General features: G+C 44.7%; 19 protein-coding genes. 4 read left to right on the top strand and 15 right to left on the bottom strand.

All coding sequences use genetic code 11. The features are described from left to right. Nucleotides 1-11: 11 nt before the first annotated feature. Entirely contained in the window at nucleotides 12-1,916 is a 1,905-nt protein-coding gene (gene speA, locus ACLSSO_RS01740) for a biosynthetic arginine decarboxylase (protein ID WP_413943877.1), read from the top strand. Nucleotides 1,917-1,962: 46 nt separating this feature from the next. Here speA and ACLSSO_RS01735 read toward each other — a convergent pair whose 3' ends face one another. The 4 genes from ACLSSO_RS01735 to ACLSSO_RS01720 all read right to left on the bottom strand — a co-directional run bounded on the left by ACLSSO_RS01735 (nucleotide 1,963) and on the right by ACLSSO_RS01720 (nucleotide 6,457). After that, complete coding sequence (locus ACLSSO_RS01735) at nucleotides 1,963-2,601, bottom strand: transposase (protein WP_413943876.1); 639 nt, start codon at nucleotides 2,599-2,601, stop codon at nucleotides 1,963-1,965. A 116-nt stretch (nucleotides 2,602-2,717) separates the two neighbouring features. Continuing rightward, nucleotides 2,718-3,746, bottom strand: coding sequence for an ABC transporter permease subunit (locus tag ACLSSO_RS01730; protein WP_295903039.1), 1,029 nt, complete (start codon nucleotides 3,744-3,746; stop codon nucleotides 2,718-2,720). Next, nucleotides 3,743-4,780, bottom strand: a complete 1,038-nt coding sequence (locus ACLSSO_RS01725; protein ID WP_413943875.1) for an ABC transporter permease subunit — start codon at nucleotides 4,778-4,780, stop codon at nucleotides 3,743-3,745. The genes ACLSSO_RS01730 and ACLSSO_RS01725 overlap by 4 nt, the downstream gene beginning before the upstream one ends. Nucleotides 4,781-4,840: 60 nt before the next feature. Continuing rightward, nucleotides 4,841-6,457, bottom strand: coding sequence for a peptide-binding protein (locus ACLSSO_RS01720; RefSeq protein ID WP_295903045.1), 1,617 nt, complete (start codon nucleotides 6,455-6,457; stop codon nucleotides 4,841-4,843). A 154-nt stretch (nucleotides 6,458-6,611) separates the two neighbouring features. Between ACLSSO_RS01720 and ACLSSO_RS01715 the strand changes: the two genes are divergently transcribed. Then, nucleotides 6,612-7,667 carry an agmatinase family protein gene (locus ACLSSO_RS01715; protein WP_295903048.1) on the top strand — a complete coding sequence of 352 codons (1,056 nt, stop codon included), beginning with the start codon at nucleotides 6,612-6,614 and terminating at the stop codon, nucleotides 7,665-7,667. Next, complete coding sequence (locus ACLSSO_RS01710) at nucleotides 7,660-8,019, top strand: arsenate reductase family protein (protein ID WP_413943874.1); 360 nt, start codon at nucleotides 7,660-7,662, stop codon at nucleotides 8,017-8,019. The genes ACLSSO_RS01715 and ACLSSO_RS01710 overlap by 8 nt, the downstream gene beginning before the upstream one ends. A 58-nt stretch (nucleotides 8,020-8,077) precedes the next feature. Here the strand turns inward: ACLSSO_RS01710 and ACLSSO_RS01705 are convergent, their stop codons facing one another. From ACLSSO_RS01705 to ACLSSO_RS01685, 5 genes are all read right to left on the bottom strand, one after another. After that, nucleotides 8,078-8,752, bottom strand: coding sequence for a hypothetical protein (locus ACLSSO_RS01705; protein ID WP_413943873.1), 675 nt, complete (start codon nucleotides 8,750-8,752; stop codon nucleotides 8,078-8,080). Between the two features lie 56 nt (nucleotides 8,753-8,808). Further along, on the bottom strand, nucleotides 8,809-8,937 hold the full coding sequence (locus tag ACLSSO_RS01700) for a hypothetical protein (RefSeq protein ID WP_295903056.1): 129 nt from the start codon (nucleotides 8,935-8,937) through the stop codon (nucleotides 8,809-8,811). 82 nt (nucleotides 8,938-9,019) lie between these two features. Further along, a complete protein-coding gene (locus tag ACLSSO_RS01695) occupies nucleotides 9,020-9,643 on the bottom strand; it encodes a hypothetical protein (protein WP_295903058.1) in 624 nt (207 codons plus the stop codon). Between the two features lie 135 nt (nucleotides 9,644-9,778). Continuing rightward, complete coding sequence (gene dinB, locus ACLSSO_RS01690; RefSeq protein WP_340590007.1) at nucleotides 9,779-10,849, bottom strand: DNA polymerase IV; 1,071 nt, start codon at nucleotides 10,847-10,849, stop codon at nucleotides 9,779-9,781. 32 nt (nucleotides 10,850-10,881) lie between these two features. Further along, nucleotides 10,882-11,727, bottom strand: a complete 846-nt coding sequence (locus tag ACLSSO_RS01685; protein ID WP_295903064.1) for a lysophospholipid acyltransferase family protein — start codon at nucleotides 11,725-11,727, stop codon at nucleotides 10,882-10,884. Nucleotides 11,728-11,861: 134 nt separating this feature from the next. On the opposite strand from ACLSSO_RS01685, the gene ACLSSO_RS01680 reads away from it, so the two are divergent. Next, on the top strand, nucleotides 11,862-12,125 hold the full coding sequence (locus ACLSSO_RS01680) for a hypothetical protein (protein WP_295903067.1): 264 nt from the start codon (nucleotides 11,862-11,864) through the stop codon (nucleotides 12,123-12,125). Here ACLSSO_RS01680 and ACLSSO_RS01675 read toward each other — a convergent pair. From ACLSSO_RS01675 to ACLSSO_RS01650, 6 genes are all read right to left on the bottom strand, one after another. Further along, nucleotides 12,122-12,682, bottom strand: coding sequence for a hypothetical protein (locus ACLSSO_RS01675; RefSeq protein ID WP_413943872.1), 561 nt, complete (start codon nucleotides 12,680-12,682; stop codon nucleotides 12,122-12,124). The genes ACLSSO_RS01680 and ACLSSO_RS01675 overlap by 4 nt on opposite strands. Before the next feature lie 110 nt (nucleotides 12,683-12,792). Then, complete coding sequence (locus ACLSSO_RS01670) at nucleotides 12,793-15,126, bottom strand: phosphoenolpyruvate carboxylase (RefSeq protein WP_413943871.1); 2,334 nt, start codon at nucleotides 15,124-15,126, stop codon at nucleotides 12,793-12,795. Nucleotides 15,127-15,147: 21 nt separating this feature from the next. Further along, nucleotides 15,148-17,550 (bottom strand): DNA ligase D, encoded by a 2,403-nt coding sequence (ligD, locus tag ACLSSO_RS01665; RefSeq protein ID WP_413943870.1) that lies wholly within the window; start codon nucleotides 17,548-17,550, stop codon nucleotides 15,148-15,150. Beyond that, nucleotides 17,528-18,412: a Ku protein gene (locus ACLSSO_RS01660; RefSeq protein ID WP_295903078.1), complete on the bottom strand. Its 885-nt coding sequence runs from the start codon at nucleotides 18,410-18,412 to the stop codon at nucleotides 17,528-17,530. The genes ligD and ACLSSO_RS01660 overlap by 23 nt, the downstream gene beginning before the upstream one ends. 108 nt (nucleotides 18,413-18,520) lie before the next feature. Then, complete coding sequence (locus tag ACLSSO_RS01655) at nucleotides 18,521-19,396, bottom strand: GNAT family N-acetyltransferase (RefSeq protein WP_413943869.1); 876 nt, start codon at nucleotides 19,394-19,396, stop codon at nucleotides 18,521-18,523. A gap of 90 nt (nucleotides 19,397-19,486) precedes the next feature. Beyond that, the gene (locus ACLSSO_RS01650) at nucleotides 19,487-20,503 is read right to left on the bottom strand and encodes an L-threonylcarbamoyladenylate synthase (RefSeq protein WP_413943868.1); all 1,017 of its coding nucleotides are present in this window, start codon (nucleotides 20,501-20,503) and stop codon (nucleotides 19,487-19,489) included. Between the last annotated feature and the right edge of the window lie 72 nt (nucleotides 20,504-20,575).

Genomic DNA, 20,575 nt, shown 5'->3' with positions numbered 1-20,575 from the left:
GGCCAAAAGAGATGTCTAATTGGAGTCCTGAAAAGAGCGCTGAGCTTTATGGGATCAACAACTGGGGCAACGGTTATTTCAGAATCAACGGAGCAGGTAATGTCTCCGTCACTCCAATGGGAGCAAACGGTCCGTCTGTAGACTTGTTTGATTTAACTCAAGATCTTTTGGACCGCGGTATTCGCGTTCCTATCATGATCCGCTTTCCTGACATCATCAAAGCTCGTGTTGAGCTTTTGAATAACTGCTTTCAAAAAGCTTTCGCAGATCACGGCTACAAAGGTGAGTATCGCGGCGTTTACCCAATCAAGGTGAACCAACAGCGCCACCTTGTTCAAGAGCTTGTGAAATACGGTAAAGGCTTCCACATGGGCCTTGAAGCCGGTTCAAAACCAGAACTTCTTGTCGTTCTCGCTTTGATGAACACAGAAAATGCGTTGATTATCTGCAACGGCTTTAAAGATGCTGAATACATCGAAACAGCGATTCTTTCTCAAAAATTGGGAAGAAACACGATCATCGTTGTCGATCGTAAAGAAGAATTGAAAATGATCGTGGACGTGGCGAAGAAATTCAACGCCCGTCCAAAAATCGGTTTCCGCGCAAAACTAAATACTCAAGGCGCGGGTAAATGGGTTGATTCTTCAGGCGCTCGCTCGAAGTTTGGTTTGACGGCAACAGAGATCGTTGAGGGTGTTGAGTTCTTGAAAAAAGAAGGCATGCTTGATTGCCTTGAACTTCTTCACTACCACATTGGTTCTCAAGTTCCACAGATTCAATCGATCAAGTCTTCTTTGAAAGAAGGCGCTCGTTTCTATACGGAACTTCACAAAATGGGTGCAGGCCTTAAATACATCGACGTGGGCGGCGGCCTTGGCGTTGATTATGATGGTTCTGGACACTCTGACAGCTCGATCAACTACTCTGAGCAAGAATACGCCAACGACATCGTGTCTGTTTTGCAAACTCTTTGTGATGAAAAAGGTGTTCCTCATCCAAGCATCGTGACAGAGTCTGGCCGCTTCTTGGTGGCGCATCACTCTGTTCTTGTTTTCAACGTCATGGGTATTAACGACCTTCACCGTCACGAACCACCTCGTCCTGCGGCGAAGACAGATCCTTCGATCATGCAAGATATGCAGTACATCTTTGAAAAGGTGAATAAGGACAATATCAACGAATGCTTCAATGACCTTGAGCAGGCTAAGCAAGAGACATTGCAACTTTTCACATACGGCGTTTTGAGTCTTGAACAACGCGCATGGTGTGAAAGCATGTACTTCGCTATCGCCACAAAAATGGTGAAACTAGCGAAGACCGTTCCTGACACAGAAGACATCGTGGCAGCGCTTTCTAAAGAGCTTTGCGACACTTATTTCTCTAACTTCTCTGTATTCCAATCTGTTCCGGATTCTTGGGCGGTAGGACAACTTTTCCCGGTGATTCCAATTCACCGTTTGGGCGAAGAGCCTTCTCGCGAAGCAACTTTGGCGGATTTGACTTGTGACTCTGACGGTGTGATTGAAAAATTCATCGACACAGAATCTGGTGAACCCAAAGAGACGATCCGTCTGCACAAATTCACAGACGGTCAACAGTACTATCTTGGCGTGTTCTTAACAGGTGCTTACCAAGAAATCCTAGGCGACCTTCACAACTTGTTCGGCGACACAGACGCGGTTCACATTTCCTTGAACGGCGTGGGCTACACCATCGACCACTACGTTCCAGGCGACACAGTAACGGAAGTTCTTTCTTACGTTCAATACGGCCGCTCTGAAATGGTGGACAGCGTTCGTCAAGCCACAGAAGAATCGATCCAAAAAGGTTCGATCACAAAACAAGAAGCAAAGCTCCTAATCAAGCACTACGAGGAAGGCCTCTCAGGCTACACCTACCTCGAAGAAGCCGAATAGGTACCTGCTTCCCTTTGTGTTGATTTGGTACTTCGAAGTCGATCCTTTAAAAGGGATCGACTTCCAAATGATGTACGAAAGTTCCACCGCTCCGACTAGTTAGTCCAAACTGAGGCTTCTGAAGTCCTTTCCTGATTGCTTCCCGATCTTTTTCTCTAGGTTTTGTATTTAGCCAATGTAAAGTTGAAGTGGATGATTCTTCCAATAAAGGATCACCTACCAAAGGAATTACGCCATTTCGCAATCCCAAGCGAATTTGCAGAGTGCTATACGGATAATCCTCAACTTTATTGCAAAGACCCGCTTCGACAGGGTTTCGATACAGATATTTATAAACGTGTTCAAAGTAATTCGCCTTGCCAATCACGGATCGAAAGTATCTGGATCCATAAGTTTGATTGATACGCCCAGCTCCTCGAGAAATAACCCTAGAGGTTTCGCGCATAAAATAGTTCATGGCCTCAGACATGTTATTTTCAGGAAAGCGCACAATAAGATGAAAATGATTGCTCATTAAAACAAAGGCATGAATTTCCACTTTATAAGCTGTGTGGATAAAATAAAGATAGTTGGACATTATCTGCCACACTTCTTCGATAGGAATATCAAACCATTCTTTATTATGGCAGCGAGCTGTAATGTGGTAAGGGAACTCAGGCGTATAGATTTGCTTTAATCTTGGCATACTTAGCCAAGAAGCAAAAAAGGCTCCCTTTTTGAGGAGCCTTTATCTTTGAACAGAAAAAACTTCGAGTCCGAATTCAGAACAAGTACCAAATCAACACGAAGGGAAGCAGGTACCTACATTTTCGCGTCGAAGGCGTCACGAACAGCTAGACCGATGTTGATCAAAACTGTCAGTGTTAGAACGATGGCGACCATTGGTCCCCATACTAGCCACTCGGCGATTGTGAACCACTTTTGAGCTTGAGCCATGAGTTCACCCCAACTTGGTGTTGGAGGAACAAGGCCTAGTCCTAAGTAATCCAAGAAAGAAAGTGTATTCACACCACCCGCGATAAAGAATGGAGCGAATGTCACAATCGGAGTCAGACCATTTGGAAGAATGTGTTTTCCGATAATACGTTTGTGATCGGCACCGATGGCTTTCGCCGCCTCTACGTACTCACGCTTTCTTAAAGAAAGGAACTGCGCACGCATGTACGCAGAGATCCCTGTCCAACCAAAGAAAGACACGAGCAAGATCAAGATCGGAAGACTTGGAGTAAAGATCGAGATGATCGTGATCAAAACGAACAAGATCGGCACACTCTCGACGACCTCAACGATACGCTGACCGACCAAGTCCACTTTGCCGCCCATGTAACCCATCAGGGCACCCAATGTGATACCCAAAGCATAAGTCACAATCCAGCTTCCCAACGCAAAAAGCATTGTGTAGCGGAAACCGTAAAGAAGACGAGTCATCACGTCACGGCCACTTTCGTCTGTACCGATCCAATTTACTTTCGTTGGAGGAGACGGATAAGTGTCGACAGATTTATTGCTCTCGTAAGGATCCCACTGGATCACAGGCCATACAGCCCAATCACCATCACCCATTTGAAGTTGGCGATAGTCCATGACGTAAATGTCTTCGCGACCAAACGCCGTTGGATGGTAATCTACGAAAAGTGGGAAATATAATTTCCCGTGATAGCTCATGATATGAGGACGGTTGTTCGCCCATAGCTCCGCAGTGAAGCTAAAGAAAAACATCGTCAACAAAACCCAAACAGAAATGACGGCCACACGGTCGCGCTTAAAGCGTTTATATCTTTTAAGCGTGAGTTCATTCTTAATAAGATATTTTTGAATTGGATCCATCATTTGAAGTCAATCCTTGGGTCGATAAGAACGTAGATGATGTCGCTGAATACGCGGCCAAGCATCAAGAGCAACGAAGAAATAAATGTAATTCCCATGATCACGTTGTAGTCACGAGAAAGAACTGATTGATAACCAAGAAGGCCGATACCATCCAAGTTGAACATCTGCTCGATGATCAAGGAACCAGCAAGGAAAGCTCCGAAGAAACCACCTAGGCCTGTCGCAATTGGAATCAAAGCATTACGAAGAGCATGCTTAAAGATAACAACATTTTCAGCCAAACCTTTAGCGCGTGCCGTACGAACGAAGTCCGACTTCACAACGTCGAGCATCGAGTTACGCATCAGGATAGAAAGCTCGGTGAAACCACCGATCATGTAACAAATCAAAGGAAGAACAAAGTGATGAGCGCGATCCCAGATCTTACCCATCGTCGTCAATGACTCATAGTCATCGGACTGAAATCCCCCAATAGGGAACATATTTAATTTACCTGCAAACACAACGATCAAGAAAATACCCAAAACCAGCGGAGGAATGGAGTACGTGAGGTTGAGCAAGATCGTGGTTATACGGTCAAAGGAAGCTCCGGCTTTAATCGCCTTACGAACCCCGAGCGGGATACACACAATATATGTCAGAATTAAAGAAGCGATACCGAAGGACAAAGAAACAGGAAGTTTACTTTTGATAACGTCGATAACAGGCTCTTGATAAGTGAAGCTTTCGCCGAAGTCCAAACGCGCCAGGTTCTTCACCCAAATGATGTAGCGTTCGTGCAACGGCTTATCAAAGCCATATTGTTTTTTGAGGGCTTCAATAACCTCTTCATTCACCGATGTATCACCACGAGTGTTGATACCTCCGCCGCCACCACCGCCGCCTCCGCCACCTGCGGATCCAAAACGGATCGCTTGCAGCTTCTGCTCAATGGGACTTCCCGGAGCCAAGTTAATCAGCACAAAGGTCAAAACGGTGATCCCGAAGAATGTCGGGATCATCAAAAGCAATCGGCGAATCAGGTAAACGATCAAAGCCCTACTCCAAAAAACTTCTTAAGAAACGAATTAATACACCCGGAAAATTGAAAGCTCTTATTGAGCTTTCAACCACCAGTAGTCTCTACCAATTTCGTACTTAAATGTCTCGGCTGGCATGCCCATACGAGAAGAATTTGCATAAAATGCATACTTGTCGTTGAAAAGGAACGCGTAAGGAGCGTCTTCAGCGATCTTCGCGTAAACCTTTTTAAGTGCAGCAACACGTTTTGCTTTATTCGGCTCAACGCGAGCTTCGTCGATCAATTTATCAACTTCAGGGTTTTTGTAAGCGATGAAGTTAGATCCACCAACCACAGCACTTGCAGAGTGCCAGATTTGTTTTGGATCTGGATCCACAGAACCGCCACCCCAAGCCATTGTCACAGCGTCGAAGTTACCTTCGTCAACAAGCTTCAAGAATGAGTTCCACTCAAGATACTTCAACTCCATATCGATGCCGGCTTTTTTCAAGTCTTCACGATACATAGTGTAGTATTTTTCAACGTCTTTAGACGGATAGATCAATGTGAATTTGAATTCAGATTTTTTACCGTTGATAGTTTTTTCTAGAACACCGTTTTTATCAGTGTCTGTCCAACCAGCTTTAGCCAAAAGTTCTTGAGCTTTTTTCGGATTGAACTCAATCGCTTTGTTGCCTGGGTTGTATTCAGAGCGCAAGTAGATCGCGCCGTTTGCCAAATCAGACATGCCGTAACGGAACTTTTTGTTCATCTCTTCACGGTTCAAAAGGTGCGCAAGAGCGATACGAACGTTTTTATCTTGGAACAATTCTTTGCGGAAGTTCCAACCGATGAAACCGTAAGATTTAGGAGCGCTGTTTTCAACTTTGTGCTTAAGGATAGTTTTACCCCAAGGAGCGCCTTCAGTTTTCTTCATGAACGCTTCAACACGCATATCAAGGTAATCCAACTCACCTTTTTTCGCGCGCTCAAGTTCTACGTTTTCGTCTTTGTAGAAACGAAGAGTGATTGTGTCGAAGTTGTACATGCCTTTGAAAGCAGCGTCGTTGTTACCGTACCATTTGTCGAACTTCTTAAGAGTGATCAATTGGCCACGGTCAAATTTAGAAAGAACGTAAGGACCCGCGCAGATAAGCTGGCGGTTCATTTTCTTAGACTTCTCAACATCGCTGTAAACTTTTTTAGGAATGACAGTCAAAGTCGCCGCAGATTCGAAGTTGTTGAAGTAAAGATCTTTCGCAGTGAAACGAACCGTCTTTGGATCAAGAACTTCTACTTTTGCGATACCTTCAAAGTAAGGACGCAAGTGAGCTGCTTCATATTTTGGTTCAAAGATCGCGTCGAAAGAGAATTTCACGTCGTCAGCCGTTACAGGCGTACCGTCGTGGAAAACTGCGTCTTTGCGGATGTGGAATGTGAATACTTTGTTATCTTTGGAGATATCCCATTTTTCTGCCAAGCGAGGTTTCCACTCGTAAGTCTCAGCATCGCGAGTCGCCAAGCCATCACACACGTAGTTTTGCACGTTACGTGAGTAAACGTCTGTCGCCGTGATAGGATGTACTGTTGGAGGTTCTCCTCCAAGGTTGAAGACGAAATTTCCGCCTTTAGGAGCGTTCGCATTTGGTGCTGCTGCTAAAGCGGGTGCTGTCAAAGCTGAGCTCAGAAGTAGAGCTAGGAGACCCTTCATATTCATTGTGTTTCCTCCAAAGAATTTCGTAGGGAATTTCAATAGTTCCCAAAGTGCGCTTAAAATGGGTTATGCGAGAAAAATAATCAAGTTATTGCTCGATTGACGCTACGCTTAAATGTTATATAAATTAGTCTTTCTAAGGAGAAAATAAATGTCTGAAAAGACGGTAAAATTCGATCCAACTACGACCATTTCTGCTGAGTTCGGCATCTTTGGAATCCCTATGACGGAGGAAGAATCCAAAGTCGTTTTGGTTCCAGTTCCCTGGGAGGTCACTACTTCCTACGGCGAGGGTGCCTCTCGCGGTCCTCAAATCATCCGCCAAGCCAGTGAACAGATTGACCTTTTTGACATCGAAGTCGGCAAGGCCTACGAAGTCGGCTACCACATGCGCGACTTCCCGGAAGATCTTTGTAATATGAACGACAAGTTCAAGGCCGTTGCTCAAGAACTTATCGAAATGCGAACAAACCTCAGCGAAGACGAAGCCAAAATGAACTCTCTCGCGGCGCAAGTGAACACGGCTTGCGAAGAGATGACTCAATGGGTTTACGATCAGTGCTCTGACGTTTTGAAAAAAGGGAAGCTTTTAGGTCTTGTCGGTGGAGACCACTCAACACCTCTGGGAGCGATCCGTGCCGTGAGCGACAAATTCAAAGGTGACTTTGGCGTCCTCCATATCGATGCCCACGCGGACTTGCGCAAAGCCTACCAAGGTTTCAAGCAATCTCACGCTTCAATCATGTACAACGTGATGACGGATGCGAAGAAACCAAAAAAATTGGTGCAAATCGGTATCCGCGATTTCTGTGAAGAAGAATATGACTTCAGCAATTCTCGCGAAGACATCAAAACGTTCTACGACTTGGATTTAAAGCGTCGTCTTTTAAAAGGCGAAACTTGGGAGCAAGTTTGTAAGGACATCATCAAAGAACTTCCGCAAAACGTTTATATCTCTTTTGATATCGACGGTCTTGATCCTGCCTTCTGCCCTCACACTGGAACTCCGGTTCCGGGTGGCTTGAGTGTGGACCAAGTGTTCTTCTTATTCCGTGAAGTTCATGCTTCCGGTCGCAAGATCATCGCTTTTGACCTGAATGAAGTTTCCACAGGCGGCCTTGAAGAGCACGAAGTGGAGTGGGATGGAAACGTCGGCGCCCGCATTCTTTATAAAATGTGCGGCTGGTTGGTGAAGAGCAATGCTTAAAGTTTACGAATATGCGAAATGCTCCACGTGTGTGAAGGCTTTGAAATTTTTAGACGCTAAGAAAGTGAAGTACGATAAACTTCCGATCGTCGACAAAGCCCCTTCACAAAAGGAACTTAAAGAAATGCTCGCCGCTTTGAAAGAACGCGGCGGCGGCATTCGCAATCTTTTTAATACGTCAGGTCTTGTCTACAAAGAAATGAAGTTGAGCGAAAAGCTTCCGTCCATGACAGAAGCTGAAGCGATCAAACTTCTTTCTGAAAACGGCAAGCTTGTGAAAAGACCCTTTGTCATCGGCGACGACACACATCTTGTGGGTTTCAAAGAAGACGAGTGGAAAAAAGTTTTTTAGGATTTTTTGTTGAGACAAAAATTAAAAAGGGCGCAGCTAAAAACTGTGCCCTTTTTCTTTATTGAGTCTTCAAATAATTTTCGATGGTTTTTGCGCGGATGGTGTGCGCTCTGTCGCAGAATGATTTTTCTCTGAAGAACAAACAATCTTTGTGAACCATTTCGAGAGCGCGAATCACTTCGGAGAAATCTTTTTGGCCGGCTTCGCGCATGAGCTCTACACCGATGCAGTCCGTTTCGGCGTGCATGATATTGAAATCATCGCCGCCGTTAGATTCGGAGTGCAAGTGATGAGGGCTGTCCTCTTTTCCTGTTCCCACATGCCAATACTTTTGCACCATGTGACCCATCTCATGCGCCATCATAAAGAAGTTTCCCTGTGCGGGATCTTGCATTTCGTTTTGCATAAGTTTCAGCGTATCGGGATAAATCGCAATCGAAGTTTCCGAAATAGACGCTCCGGGAACGACGTCGTAAGAAAGATTGAACATGCGTTTTCCAAAGACATTTTTTTCAAGAGCATCAATCGCTTGCCAACTCCAACGCAGATCCGCTTTGATATTTTTGCGAGTTTTGATTTGATAAGTGCTTCTCGCAACAACGGCGCGGCTGACATCAATAGCCTGCTTAACTACTGCGCGATCACAGACTAAAAAAGGCACTTCTTCAGAAGTTTGCGCATGGGTTGTGACTGAGAACGAAATAATAAATAATAAGCCTAGAAGGTATTTCATACTTTTTTGAAATACCAAATTCATGCCAGAAATTCAGGACGTCTCACTATGAGACTCTAAGTTTTCGGATGATGACGATGGCGACGGTCTACTTTAAGAGCATCCGTTTTATTCATTTTGTAAACGAAGTAAGCTCCGGCAAGAACAATCGCCATAGTTAAAATAACAATCCAGAGGCTGATCATAAAATCTCCCTTCAAAAATATTTTACTCGAAGAGAGCGGCAGAGACTAAGACCCTAAAGTCCTGACTCTGCCAAAGAACATATTAGTAACAAAGAGTTGCACCAGTTTCAGGACTGCAACCAGGCCAGAAAGTTTTTTTGCAAATCATGTTTTGCGGCGTTTTCCACTTTCCTTTAGCCATGCACGATTGCCAATAAGCACTGCTCACGTCGGATGCTTGAGCGTCGAAATCAGCCACGACAGCTTTCATCAAGTCGCGCGCCTGAGCTTGTGACATATCTAATTTTTGCGCCATCAACGCCAAAGAGTCTGAATCTGGAAGACTTCTTTTGCTGATCGCTTTGATGTCTTTCTCATTCAAACCGATGCGAGTAAATGCGTTCAAACCTTCCGTAGATACTTTCGCAAAAGCATCTTGGATTTGTTCAGCCGCCTGCAAGCTTATCTGGTGTCTTTGAGCAAATGCCACAGCTTCTGGATTTGTTCCCAAATCAATTTGCGTGTTGGCCTCATAACAGCGATATCTTCCGCATTCACGATAACGTGGAGGACGACGATCATGATGGTGACCATGGCCATGGTCGCTGGCACCAATGCCAATGCCGATGGCAACGCCGATAGCTCCTGCTGCAATATCCGAAGAATCACAGCCTGTATTACAAAACAAAGTGGTGATGAGAAGCCCTGATAGAATAATCTTCTTCATAGTGGTCCTTTCTTTTAAAGCGATGTCTCTTTGGCACCGCCCATTGAGCAGTCCGACAAGGAAGCAACGAAAGTGCCAAAACAAAGCGCACCACTAAAAAGTTTTCGAAAAAATAATTGATACAGCGAAAGTATTTTAGATTGCGAATCTTAACTGCGACGAGTCAATGCGTGGGGATTCTTTCTTCTGTGATCCCAAACGAACTCCAAGCCCCACAAGGCGCACCGGAACTCCGCGACGATTCCAAGCGTTCTCAAGCAAGCGCTCAAAATCTTCGATGACAGGAACTTCATGAAAAACTTCTTCGCATGTTGTCTGTTTAAAATCGAAGAACTTTAATTTCACGACAATGCCTTTGATGCGATCTTGATACTCCCCTTTTTCGAGGCGATAAAGAAAGTCTTCATAGATCGGCGGAAGAGTTTTAAGACAATCTTCCAAAGTCTGTAGGTCTTTATTAAAGGTCTCTTCCACAGTGAGAGATTTTCTTTCCCACTCTGTGATCACTTCACGGTGGTCTTCACCACGAGCAAAGTCATAGAGTTCTTGCGCGCGAGAACCAAACCACGTCTGCAGTTCCAAAACTGTATACTTTTGAATATCACCACAAGTGTAAAGCCCGAGATCGTGCATCTTCTGCGCGGTTACTTTGCCAACGCCAAAGATTTTTTCAACAGGAAGGTCTTTCACAAAAGCGGAAACATCTTGCGGGCGAATCACAAATTGACCGTTGGGCTTTTTCCAATCACTGGCGATCTTTGCTAAGAATTTATTCGGAGCCACACCGGCAGACGCTGTGAGATTCAGTTCGGTGTAAATCAAACGACGGATCTCTTGGGCAATCAACGTAGCACTGCCACCAAATTGAGTGCATTCGGTGACATCTAAATACGCTTCATCCAGTGACAGCGGTTCAATTTTGTTTGTGAATCTTTGAAGAATTTCACGGACTTTACGACTCTCAGCTTTATACAAGTCAAAATGTGGAGGAACTAAAATCAACTGCGGGCACAGGCGCACGGCTTGCGAAGAAGGCATGGCCGAACGCACACCAAACTTGCGTGCCTCGTAGCTGGCGGTCGTAAGAACACTGCGAGTGTTCGGAGGTCCACCGATTCCCAAAGGTTTCCCTTTGAGTTCCGGGCGGTATTTCACCTCCACGGCCGCGTAAAAGCAGTCCATGTCGACATGAATGATCTTCTTCATTTACATATTATTTACATATCTGATTTATGAAATCAAGTAGGATCTGCTTCCATGTCGGCAGGAGTCGGGGTCGCATCCGGAAGACCCTTTACAGGCACAAACTTCGCCGCGATTAAAGCATGAGCCTTTTCGGCAATCACACCGCGATCGTCTTCGACGGTTGTATGAATTTGTTCTAAAAACTCAATTTCCGCAGTTACGGATTTTAAGGTCATGGTCTTCCACATTGAAGTGACAAAAGGAATGTCACCATACCAACAAACATGATCGCGCCACTTTAACGAAAACTCTTCGCCGTTGATTTCCCGGAAGTTGATCACAACGGGCTGAATCGGAACACCCGCTTGTGCGGCCGCCATCATCAACGTCTTTTTAAATGGCAAAACTTTTTCGCCATTCGTAGACGTCGCTTCTGGATACAAGACGACTCTAAAACCATTTTTCAGAGAAGAAACAATGGATTTCATCTCATCTAAAATTTTCGTGCGACTGCGACGTTCAACATAAATGCAGCCGCCCATCTCTGTAAGCAGTCCTAAAAACGGAGTTTCGCGCATCTCATTTGAAGTCACAAAAAGCATTGGGAAACACGTCGCCAACGAAAGAATATCCACGAACCCCATGTGATTGCTGACGACTAAAAATTTCTGATCGACAGAAGGTTTATTAACGACGTTCAGTTTTAATCCCAAACCTTTAATCATCAAGCCACAGAAAAACTGCGTATTGCGAGAAAAGCGACGAAGACGTTTTTCAGGATTGCGAATCGTCCAATGGCAAATGAAAGACCACATAAGGAAACTGACGATGACAAGAACGAATAAAATAAATCTATAGACTCCGCGAAGTCCGGCTTGAATTTCTTCCACAGACTTCATTTAAATCCGCTTGGGCTAAAATCGTCAAGGGTCTTGCGGACAACTCTGGGCGCACAAAATAAGATTCTTGGGCCTTCTTCATTTGCAATGCGTTTTAAGGGCATGCTAGACCGCGGCTTAAGAAGGAGTTTCCTATGAAAATGTTAGCCGTATTTGCATCTCTATTACTTAGCAGCGTTACGTTCGCCCAGAATGCAGAAGTGAGTATCCGAACTATTGACGATGAAATCACTTACTTGAGCTGGTGCAATGATAACAAAGTGGTGAGCCAAGATATCAATGGCCAGGAGCGCGTTCATGCGGATTGCTCTGAGCAAGGTTTGCTTTGCCAATCTCAGCACATCGTGCGCTTTCACCAAATTCTTATCATTGCTTCTTGTGTAAATCCCAATCCTTAATTGCAGTCGACTTCAGCGATATTGAGGTATAGGTTGCGTGCAAAGGCTCTGGCTTTTCCTTCGCCCATCAGCGTTGCGGCTAAATTCCCGCGAAGGATGGCAGAGCCTCCACACTCAGTTTCAACCACAGTCTCTTGCTGTCCCAAAGATTTGTTTACTTTGGAAGCTTGATCGATCGCCTCGACCTCGAGGGTTTGTTTTACGCCTTGGCTGCCCGCTTTAAAAATTTCTAGATCAATGCGCGCTTTAGTTTGTGCAGGATAAGCGCGAAGACTCGCTAACTGATGGCTGTCAGAAACAACAATTTTTTTGCCTGCTGACGCTTTGAGCGGAAGAGCAAATGTGCACGTGCCTCTGGCAACACGCTTATCTTCTTCTTTTTTCAGATACAATCCTGTGGGAATGACAAAGCGTCCTTCGCTCACTTCTGTGACATCATGAGTTCCGACTTGGTTTTCGCAAGCATTTCCCGCGATTTCAACAGTTCCTAAATTCAAAGCCTTGGCTTGAACGACAAAGAGAAAACCAGTTGCTAGAATCAAAGCGCTTTTACTCATAAATCCCCCTTTGTGATGGATCTGGAGCTTTTTGCTACCAGATTTTCCACCCTGAATAGCACTATTCAAAGAGGATGCCAGAGTCAAAGATGCACCGATAAGACTGTCATTTAACCGGTCGTCAACATACCACTCGCAATACCGGTGACGGTTTCTCGCAAAAGAAGAATGTCTTTGTCTTGCAGAGCCAAAAGCTGCAGCACATTCAAAGGATGAATCAAAGGTGAACGCAGTGAAATACTGGTTTCCAACCAAGGGCGATACCATAAAAGACTTTTCTCTCCGGTGATTTCGTGAACGGCTTTCTTACAAGCCGCAAACTCTTTTTCAAAGCGTGCGACAAATGAGTCGGCCACTTCTTTAGAAAGGTGTGAAGAATGCAGATACATCGCAAAAATGTCCAACTCGATTTTTTCTAAAGTAAATCCCAAAACTTTAACGTAGGACCTAAAAAGAGAACTCTGGGCAAAAGCTTTTTGATATCGAGATTTTTCTTCTTTCGAAAGTGTTTGCCAAAAACTCCCGACACCCCACCAACTCGGGAAAAGCGCTCGCGTCTGGGTCCAGCAAAGCACCCACGGAATCGCCCGGAGATTTGTTAAATCAACGGCACCTTGGCGTTTCGAAGGACGCGAGCCCATTCGCAAATCTTTCATAAACGAATAAGGTGTCGCCCATTCAATCAGTTCCAAAAAATGCGGGTCTTTCAAAATCTCACGATATGCATTCTGCACAAAATCAGAAAGCCTTTGCAGATCTTTTTCCACAGAATCTTTTGCTGTGACTTTCTTTCTTCCCTGATCGCGGGCCGCCGAAAATCTTTCAAGCTGTCTTAAAAGAATTTCTGGCGATGTGTAGTTGCGATAAATCATTTCTCCCTGAACGGTGACCTTCACGGTCGCTAACGCCGACTCAGGCCACCACTCGGTTTGCTCTTGAACCGAACCTCCTCCCCGCTCCACGCTTCCGCCAGAACCGTGGAAGAAAATGGGAACGAGACCGTGTTTTTTGATAGCCGTCTCTAAACGCTCCAAGGCAGAGTGAATTAAAAAACGTGATGGGAAAGAACCATTTTCTTTTGCAGAATCCGAGTATCCCACCATCACTTCCAATTTTTTGGACCAATACTTTTGAATAAGCTGACGACGCTGGGGACTTTTCAAAAATTCTTCCACGATCGAGACGCCCGACTCTAAAGCATTAGCACTTTCAAAAAGAGGGACTATGGGCAAGCGCGCCTTTCCCAAAAATCTTTCAGCAAGCGAAATTCCGGCAATAATATCCTGAGCGGACTCGGTATGACTTAGAACAAATCCACGCACATAAAACCGGGGATCATGTTGAGGTGAGATCTGCGCTAAGGTTTTAAGCATTCTCGAAATAGCATATTTACGAGGACCTCCCTTTAAAGACTCATGCACCAAAGAGCTGTCTTCGCGAAGCTCCAAAGGAACCACAAGGCCCGGGAAAATCTTAATTAATTCACGAATTTCAAAAAGGCTTTGGGATTCCACCGTAAAAATACTTTTATAAGTCTTCGCCGTCTGATCCAGAATCTTTTTTAGCGCATGAACGCGATGAGAATCTCCTGTGCGAATTTTTTTAAGTTTCGTAAGATGTGATCTGATTTCTTTTGATTGCAGAATAAGGGCTTGAACTTTCTTTTTGTCCCAAGAATGCGCAAGTGGCTCTAAGTCAGCAAAATAGTTTCGTAGTTTTTCGTGAATCCATTCCAGCAAAAATCCACGCGCCATCTGCAAACTTCCCAGCATCGTCTTTTCGTCGACACCGGGATGACCGTCTTTATCTCCGCCGACCCAGGTGCGGATATAAAATGGCAGCTTTAGTTTTCTTTGCTGAATGAACACATCCAGAATATTTTTTTGCAAAGCCAGGGAATAAATATACTCGGCCTCATCCATCACTGAGGGCTTTCTTTGTTTGGACATGGGAATGCGCCACACCCATTTAATTAAGACATGCAGGTTCCGTAAATCTTGATCTTCAGGGTGATCTAAATGTTTTTCTAAAAGCGTCTGAATCTTTTTAAAATAATAAATGATGTCAGGATTGCGGGACTCTGTGGGATGAGCCGTCAAAACATGAATGATACGGCCGTATTTGTGTGACCCCAAAGTTTCTTGTTTAAATTCTTCTTTAAGACGTGAAGTGCGATAAGCGGCTTCGCAGGCATTGATAAGTTCCAGCATCAGTGAAAACGAATGAGCAATATCATAACGTTCTTTAGACGACAAAGAGGCTAAATCCTTTTTCAATTTCAGAAGGCCTTGCAAGCTTTGGCCATCATCAGATTTGACATAGCGGCGGATGTTTTCAATTCTTTGAAAACCTTTGGTGCCCAGCTCGGACTCAATCACGCGCCCTAATTCACTGACCGACCAATCGACAAGACTTGTAAGTTCTTTGGGAAGTGTTTGTGCCATATCTTCACTATGAAATAAGTCCTAATCACTAGCAACTACCGGCTTAAGAATTGAGATCTTTTGTTCTTTCTTAAAAAAGTCCCGCCATGGATCTTTCTTACGTTTACTTAAATGTTCATAAGTTCTCTTTAAAGTAAATACATCAGGGCCCTCAATGCCTGGAAGTTCTTCCCAAGACAGTGGCATCGCCACACTGCTAATTGGACGCGCTCTTAAAACATAAGGTACAACAGCCGTGGCTCCTCGTCCGTTTCTCAAGTAGTCAATAAAAATTCTTTTGCTTCGTTTTTGTTTCGACATGACAACAGTGTATTCGTCGGGATGACGCGAGACCAGTTCCTCGCCCACGGTTCTTGTAAAACTCTTGATCTGCTCCCACGAGTAAAGTGGCGCAATCGGCACCTGAACATGCAAACCTTTGCCTCCTGAAATCTTCACAAAACTTTTTAGATCGATACCGTCAAAAATTTCGCGAAGCTTTAAAGCAGCTTCGATAACATGATCCCACTCAACTCCGGGCCCGGGATCCAAATCCATCACAATCTGATCAGGATTTTCAATATTACCACTATGGCATCCCCAGGCGTGCATCTCAAACGCCCCCATTTGAGTCAGCGACAACAATCCTTCTTTGGAATCAATTGTCAGATAATCCTTCGAACCGCTTTTTTCCCGGATGGTCACCGGCGTGATGTCAGGAGGAATTTCGCCTGATATGTGTTTTTGAAAAAAACATTTTTTTGATGTTCCTTCCGGGCATCTTAAAAGAGCTAAAGGACGATCTGCGATATGTGGAAGAATCAGCGGAGCAATATCCTGGTAATACCGCGCGACCTCTAGCTTGGTTATGCCTTCTTTTTTAAAAAGTACTTTATCAGGATTTGAGATCGCTCTGAGAGGCTCAAGATTTTTTGCAGGTTTAAATCCTTTTTTCGGCTTCTCAACCTCTGCGATTTCTTCAAGAGGTTTTGCTTTTTCTATTTTCACTTCTTTTGCAGGCTTGTCTTCACGCAACCCATGAAAAACCGCTGTTCGCAAGATGTCGTCATTAGTCCAATTGGCAAAAGTGACATCAGCCACAAGTTCGGGCTTCACCCAGTGTAAGCCCTTGCCTTTCGGAGCATTCAAAGAAAAAGGAGATTTGGAAGTTTCAAGGCGTTTTAATTTTTTTAAGACATCCGTCGCGGATTTTTCAGTGAATCCTGTTCCCGTTTTTCCAGCGTACTTGAGCTTACCGCCTTCATAGACCCCCAAAAGTAACGCTCCAAAGCTCGCTCTGGCTCCTCTTCCTTCCGCGTAGCCGCCAACCACAAACTCTTGCTGCATTTTGCATTTTGTTTTAATCCACGATCCGCTTCGACCCGAAGAATATAAACTTTCACTATTTTTCGAAATGATTCCCTCTAGTTTGTAAGCACAGGCCGTTTCCAAAAATGCTTTCGCGTGACCTTCGATATGATCACTATAGCGAATCAAAGGATGCTTTAAAGAATGCACCAATTTTTCAAGGCGGTGTTTTCGTTCTCGCAGTGGAAATTCCCGACAGTCTTCGCCATTTAAAAATAAAAGGTCAAAAGCATAATAGACCAAGCGTCCTTGGTTTTTTTCTTTCAAAGCATTTTGTAACTTTTGAAAATCGGTTCGTCCTTCGGCATCAACCCAAACGACCTCTCCGTCAACAATGGCGTTTTGCACCGGTAATTGCGCAATGGCTTCGGCGACATAAGGGTATTTATTTGTCCAATCAAGTCCGCTGCGCGTATAAAGATTTACTTTTCCTTTTTCAATATGTGCTTGCGTGCGATAGCCATCATACTTTGTTTCGTGAAGCCACTTTTCCCCTTCCGGTGGTTCCTTGGCGAGTTCTGCGAGTTCCGGCGAGATGAATTGCGGGATTTTTTTTACGGACTTTTTTTTTAACTCTTCTCCGGTCGACGCATATTCATCGGTTCGTTTAATTAACAGCCACTGAGCTTTACTTCCCGAACCACGTTGAGTTTTGACCAATATCCAATGACCGTGAAGTCTTTTGCCTTTGAGTTTAAATTCAAGATGTCCTTTTTTAAACCCCTCTCGAGCATTGCCGATCGGTTCCCATGTTCCGGTATCCCAGATATAAACTCGGCCCGCGCCGTACTGATCTTTGGGAATTACACCTTCAAATGTTCCGTAAGACAGGGGATGATCTTCTGTTTCTACAGCAAGGCGCTTCGTTTTAGGGTCCATCGAAGGACCTTTGGGCACAGCCCAACTTTTTAAAACTCCGCCCCATTCCAAACGGAAGTCATAATGCAAATGCGAAGCATGATGTTCTTGCACTACAAACATTAGCGGAGCCTCTTTACCCTTTTTCTTTTTCGGAGAAGAACGAGGCTCTGGCGTTTTCGTAAAGTCGCGTTTCTTAATGTACTCTCGAAGAGGCATGACTCACTCTCCTTCCGCCGGCAGCCTTACGAGCCGCCGCAGGGGCACCACGGGTTTTCTTCGTTTGACGGGCTTCAAGGCTTTTACGCAAAAGAGGCAGCAGATCGACGACATTGGAAGACTCTTGAATGCGTTCCTCTTTGACAGGTTCTTCGATGTATTTACCTCGGCCTTGTTTCACCTTGGCTTCAATACGTTTCATGATGTCGTCGTAGTAAGTGTCTTTGTATTTGTCGGGCCGCCATTTCGCCGTCATACCTTTGATAAGATCCTCGGCCATTTTTAGTTCACGAGGAGAAAATTTAACGGCCTTATTTACTTCTCTTAAATAATCAACCTCATCGACCTGTTTTACCGCGTGGGCAAAACGCAGAATTTCTAAAATTAAATAGTCACCACGAGGCATCACCGCGGCTAGATGTTGTTTCGTGCGAATTACGATTTTCGCAATGGCGACTTTGCGGGTGTGCTCAAGAGCTTCCCGCAAAAGGAAATATCCTTTTTCAGCGCCTTTTTGAGGAGCAATGTAGTAGGGTTTTTCAAAAAGCATCGTATCAATATCATCTAAAAGAACGAAGTCTTCGATTTCGATTGTTTTTGTCGCCTTCACGTTGGCTCGATCAAAATCCGCATCACTCATGATTACGTATTGGCCTGATTTATATTCATAGCCTTTAACGATGCGATCGTAAGGAACTTCTTTCCCGGTTTTAGCATTGATTCTTTGATATTTGATGTGCGAAAGATCTTTTTCATCAAGCAGCGAAAAGTGCAGATCTCGATCTTGTTGCGCACTCTGCAAAGTCACGGGTATGTTTAAAAGTCCGAAGCTGATAGTGCCCTTCCAAATATTTGAACGCATATCCCCTCCTACCCTGAGGAAAGGGTAGTCGGGAATATGGGGGGACACCAAATGAAGACGGACATTCTGATAAAACTCAGCTCAGTCCATCGTGTAAGAAATCAAAAACTATACTTCCGTCGAATCCAACTTAAACTTTTTCCAAAGAGTGCGGTTTAAATCTTCGCGCTGAAGAATTGTAAGGAAGTCGATGCATTGGAATTCTTGATCCCATGCTGGCTCCCCGCCGATAGAAGCTCCGATTTTAAGATAAGCACGGCAAAGAGGTGGAAGAAGTTCTTCGGCTTGCGCTCTCTGAGTCTCCGTGAGAGGGCCGCGAACTTCATCCAAAAAGTAATTCAACATCGGCATCGTAAACTTTAAAGTCGGACGAGTGCGGAACCCCGTAAGGATTCGACCTTCTTCTTCAAAGTAACGAGTTAAAAGAGCTGCATCGCGCGGATCATCTGTTTTCACAGTGGCGCAACCGAAAAGCACTTTGGCTTCCGAAGCCGCCATGTATTCCGCAATGCCTCGCCATAGCAAAGAAATCAAAACACCGCGGCGGAAGTCTTTGTGGATGCAAGCGCGCCCTAATTCCAACTTCACACCCGGGTATTGCATGATATTGGACATCATGAATTCTTTTGCCGAATAAAAATTCTGAGTGAATAAGGAACAATTTAAACGATACGTGCCGATGATACGGTTGCTGCGTTTGTCTTTGATAATGAGATGATCACAGTCGAAATCGAATTCATCAACGTCGATTCCGCGAGGAGCTTTCTTTCCCATCATTTCTTTGTGGAAAACTTCATAGCGCAAAGCCAGCGCTTCTTTAAGTTCTTCCACATCCGTGACCGTTTTCATTTCAAACGGCCCCACTTCCGAGCGAATTTCGATCTTCGCTCTGAATTTGTGAATGCGATTGAGCCGCAACTGATAAAAGGATTGAAGGTTCAAAGATACTTTTTCAAAACTGGCGTACGCTAGCGTGTTGATCATAAGGCCCCTCCCCTTGTGGTCAACATCAGTGTAGCGATCTTTGAAAACGGAAATTGTCAGAAGTTTCTTAAGATTGTGTTCGAAATGAGTTTAGAGAATCAAAGATGCCGCTTTATTCAAACGATCAAACAAGGATTCCCAACGCTCTCCGGATTGATGAGCCTCGCGGTAAAATAGAATGCAGTCTGGACCTTGGGCCGCCACTTCGCGCAGTTTTCCATAAAACTCCCGCGTTGCTAAAACCGGGTCTTCAGAAAGTTTTAAAACCGCATGAGTGTGAATGCCACCTTCAGGTTTGATGATCTTAATACTTTCAATTTCATCAGGAAGTTCACCAAGCTTGGCATTTACTTCCTTAAGAATACTCTCAGGGGTTCTGGTGATGTCATTGCAAACGATCAACGGAACCGGAGGCATATAATGATGTTTCATATGTCCCGGAGATTCACGTTTGTCGATCTGCTCGATAAATTCGAAAGTAAAACCTTTTTCAGCCAAAACACGTGCGATATCAGATTTTAACACATGACCGCGACGAAGAATCGATAGCTCTACTTTATCAGGACGGTGACGAACCAACAAAACCGTGGATTCGATACCGATTTGACAGTCACCCCCGTCAACGACGAAGACATTTTCATTTTTAAATTCCACCCGAACGTGGCCTGCCGAAGTTGGGGATGTTCTTCCAAACTTATTCGCACTTGGAGCCGCTAAAGGCGCACCCACTTGGCGCAAAAGTTCCAATGCCAATGGATGGTTTGGCATACGAATCCCGACAGATTCCAAACCTGATGTGATCATCAAGTTCACTGAAGGATCGCGCGGCAAAATCATTGTTAAAGGCCCTGGCCAAAAAGCTTCAGCCAAAGCTTGGGAAGCAGGTCCCCAATAAGCCGTTACTTTTTTAGCTTGCTCAATGGAAGCGACATGCACGATCAAAGGATCAAAAAACGGACGCTCTTTCGTCGTAAAAATCTTTTCGATGGCAGAGGGAATATCAATGCGCGCAGCGAGGCCGTAAACAGTCTCAGTGGGAAGACCGATAACTCCTCCTTCATCCAAGATATTTTTTGCTTTTGCCAAGGCCTCATTAGGCGACATCATACTTTTTCCCTGCGTCGAATCTCTTACTTTTACAATAAGTCTGTCCGCAAGGAAAGAAATCAAGTCCGTCAG

The sequence above is a fragment of the Bdellovibrio sp. HCB-162 genome, assembly GCF_047344985.1.
Classification (GTDB): Bacteria; Bdellovibrionota; Bdellovibrionia; order Bdellovibrionales; family Bdellovibrionaceae; genus Bdellovibrio.
Note: the sequence above shows the minus strand (reverse complement) of the source record. Positions and strands in the feature narration are given on the sequence as shown.

Excerpts from the sequence above, each read along its gene's own strand:
- speA (WP_413943877.1), top strand. The coding sequence starts at position 12 with ATGTCTAATTGGAGTCCTGAAAAGAGCGCTGAGCTTTATGGGATCAAC.
- ACLSSO_RS01735 (WP_413943876.1), bottom strand. The coding sequence starts at position 2,601 with ATGCCAAGATTAAAGCAAATCTATACGCCTGAGTTCCCTTACCACATT.
- ACLSSO_RS01730 (WP_295903039.1), bottom strand. The coding sequence starts at position 3,746 with ATGATGGATCCAATTCAAAAATATCTTATTAAGAATGAACTCACGCTT.
- ACLSSO_RS01720 (WP_295903045.1), bottom strand. The coding sequence starts at position 6,457 with ATGAAGGGTCTCCTAGCTCTACTTCTGAGCTCAGCTTTGACAGCACCC.
- ACLSSO_RS01715 (WP_295903048.1), top strand. The coding sequence starts at position 6,612 with ATGTCTGAAAAGACGGTAAAATTCGATCCAACTACGACCATTTCTGCT.
- ACLSSO_RS01710 (WP_413943874.1), top strand. The coding sequence starts at position 7,660 with ATGCTTAAAGTTTACGAATATGCGAAATGCTCCACGTGTGTGAAGGCT.
- ACLSSO_RS01705 (WP_413943873.1), bottom strand. The coding sequence starts at position 8,752 with ATGAAATACCTTCTAGGCTTATTATTTATTATTTCGTTCTCAGTCACA.
- ACLSSO_RS01700 (WP_295903056.1), bottom strand. The coding sequence starts at position 8,937 with ATGATCAGCCTCTGGATTGTTATTTTAACTATGGCGATTGTTCTTGCC.
- ACLSSO_RS01695 (WP_295903058.1), bottom strand. The coding sequence starts at position 9,643 with ATGAAGAAGATTATTCTATCAGGGCTTCTCATCACCACTTTGTTTTGT.
- dinB (WP_340590007.1), bottom strand. The coding sequence starts at position 10,849 with ATGAAGAAGATCATTCATGTCGACATGGACTGCTTTTACGCGGCCGTG.
- ACLSSO_RS01685 (WP_295903064.1), bottom strand. The coding sequence starts at position 11,727 with ATGAAGTCTGTGGAAGAAATTCAAGCCGGACTTCGCGGAGTCTATAGA.
- ACLSSO_RS01680 (WP_295903067.1), top strand. The coding sequence starts at position 11,862 with ATGAAAATGTTAGCCGTATTTGCATCTCTATTACTTAGCAGCGTTACG.
- ACLSSO_RS01675 (WP_413943872.1), bottom strand. The coding sequence starts at position 12,682 with ATGAGTAAAAGCGCTTTGATTCTAGCAACTGGTTTTCTCTTTGTCGTT.
- ACLSSO_RS01670 (WP_413943871.1), bottom strand. The coding sequence starts at position 15,126 with ATGGCACAAACACTTCCCAAAGAACTTACAAGTCTTGTCGATTGGTCG.
- ligD (WP_413943870.1), bottom strand. The coding sequence starts at position 17,550 with ATGCCTCTTCGAGAGTACATTAAGAAACGCGACTTTACGAAAACGCCA.
- ACLSSO_RS01660 (WP_295903078.1), bottom strand. The coding sequence starts at position 18,412 with ATGCGTTCAAATATTTGGAAGGGCACTATCAGCTTCGGACTTTTAAAC.
- ACLSSO_RS01655 (WP_413943869.1), bottom strand. The coding sequence starts at position 19,396 with ATGATCAACACGCTAGCGTACGCCAGTTTTGAAAAAGTATCTTTGAAC.
- ACLSSO_RS01650 (WP_413943868.1), bottom strand. The coding sequence starts at position 20,503 with ATGATGTCGCCTAATGAGGCCTTGGCAAAAGCAAAAAATATCTTGGAT.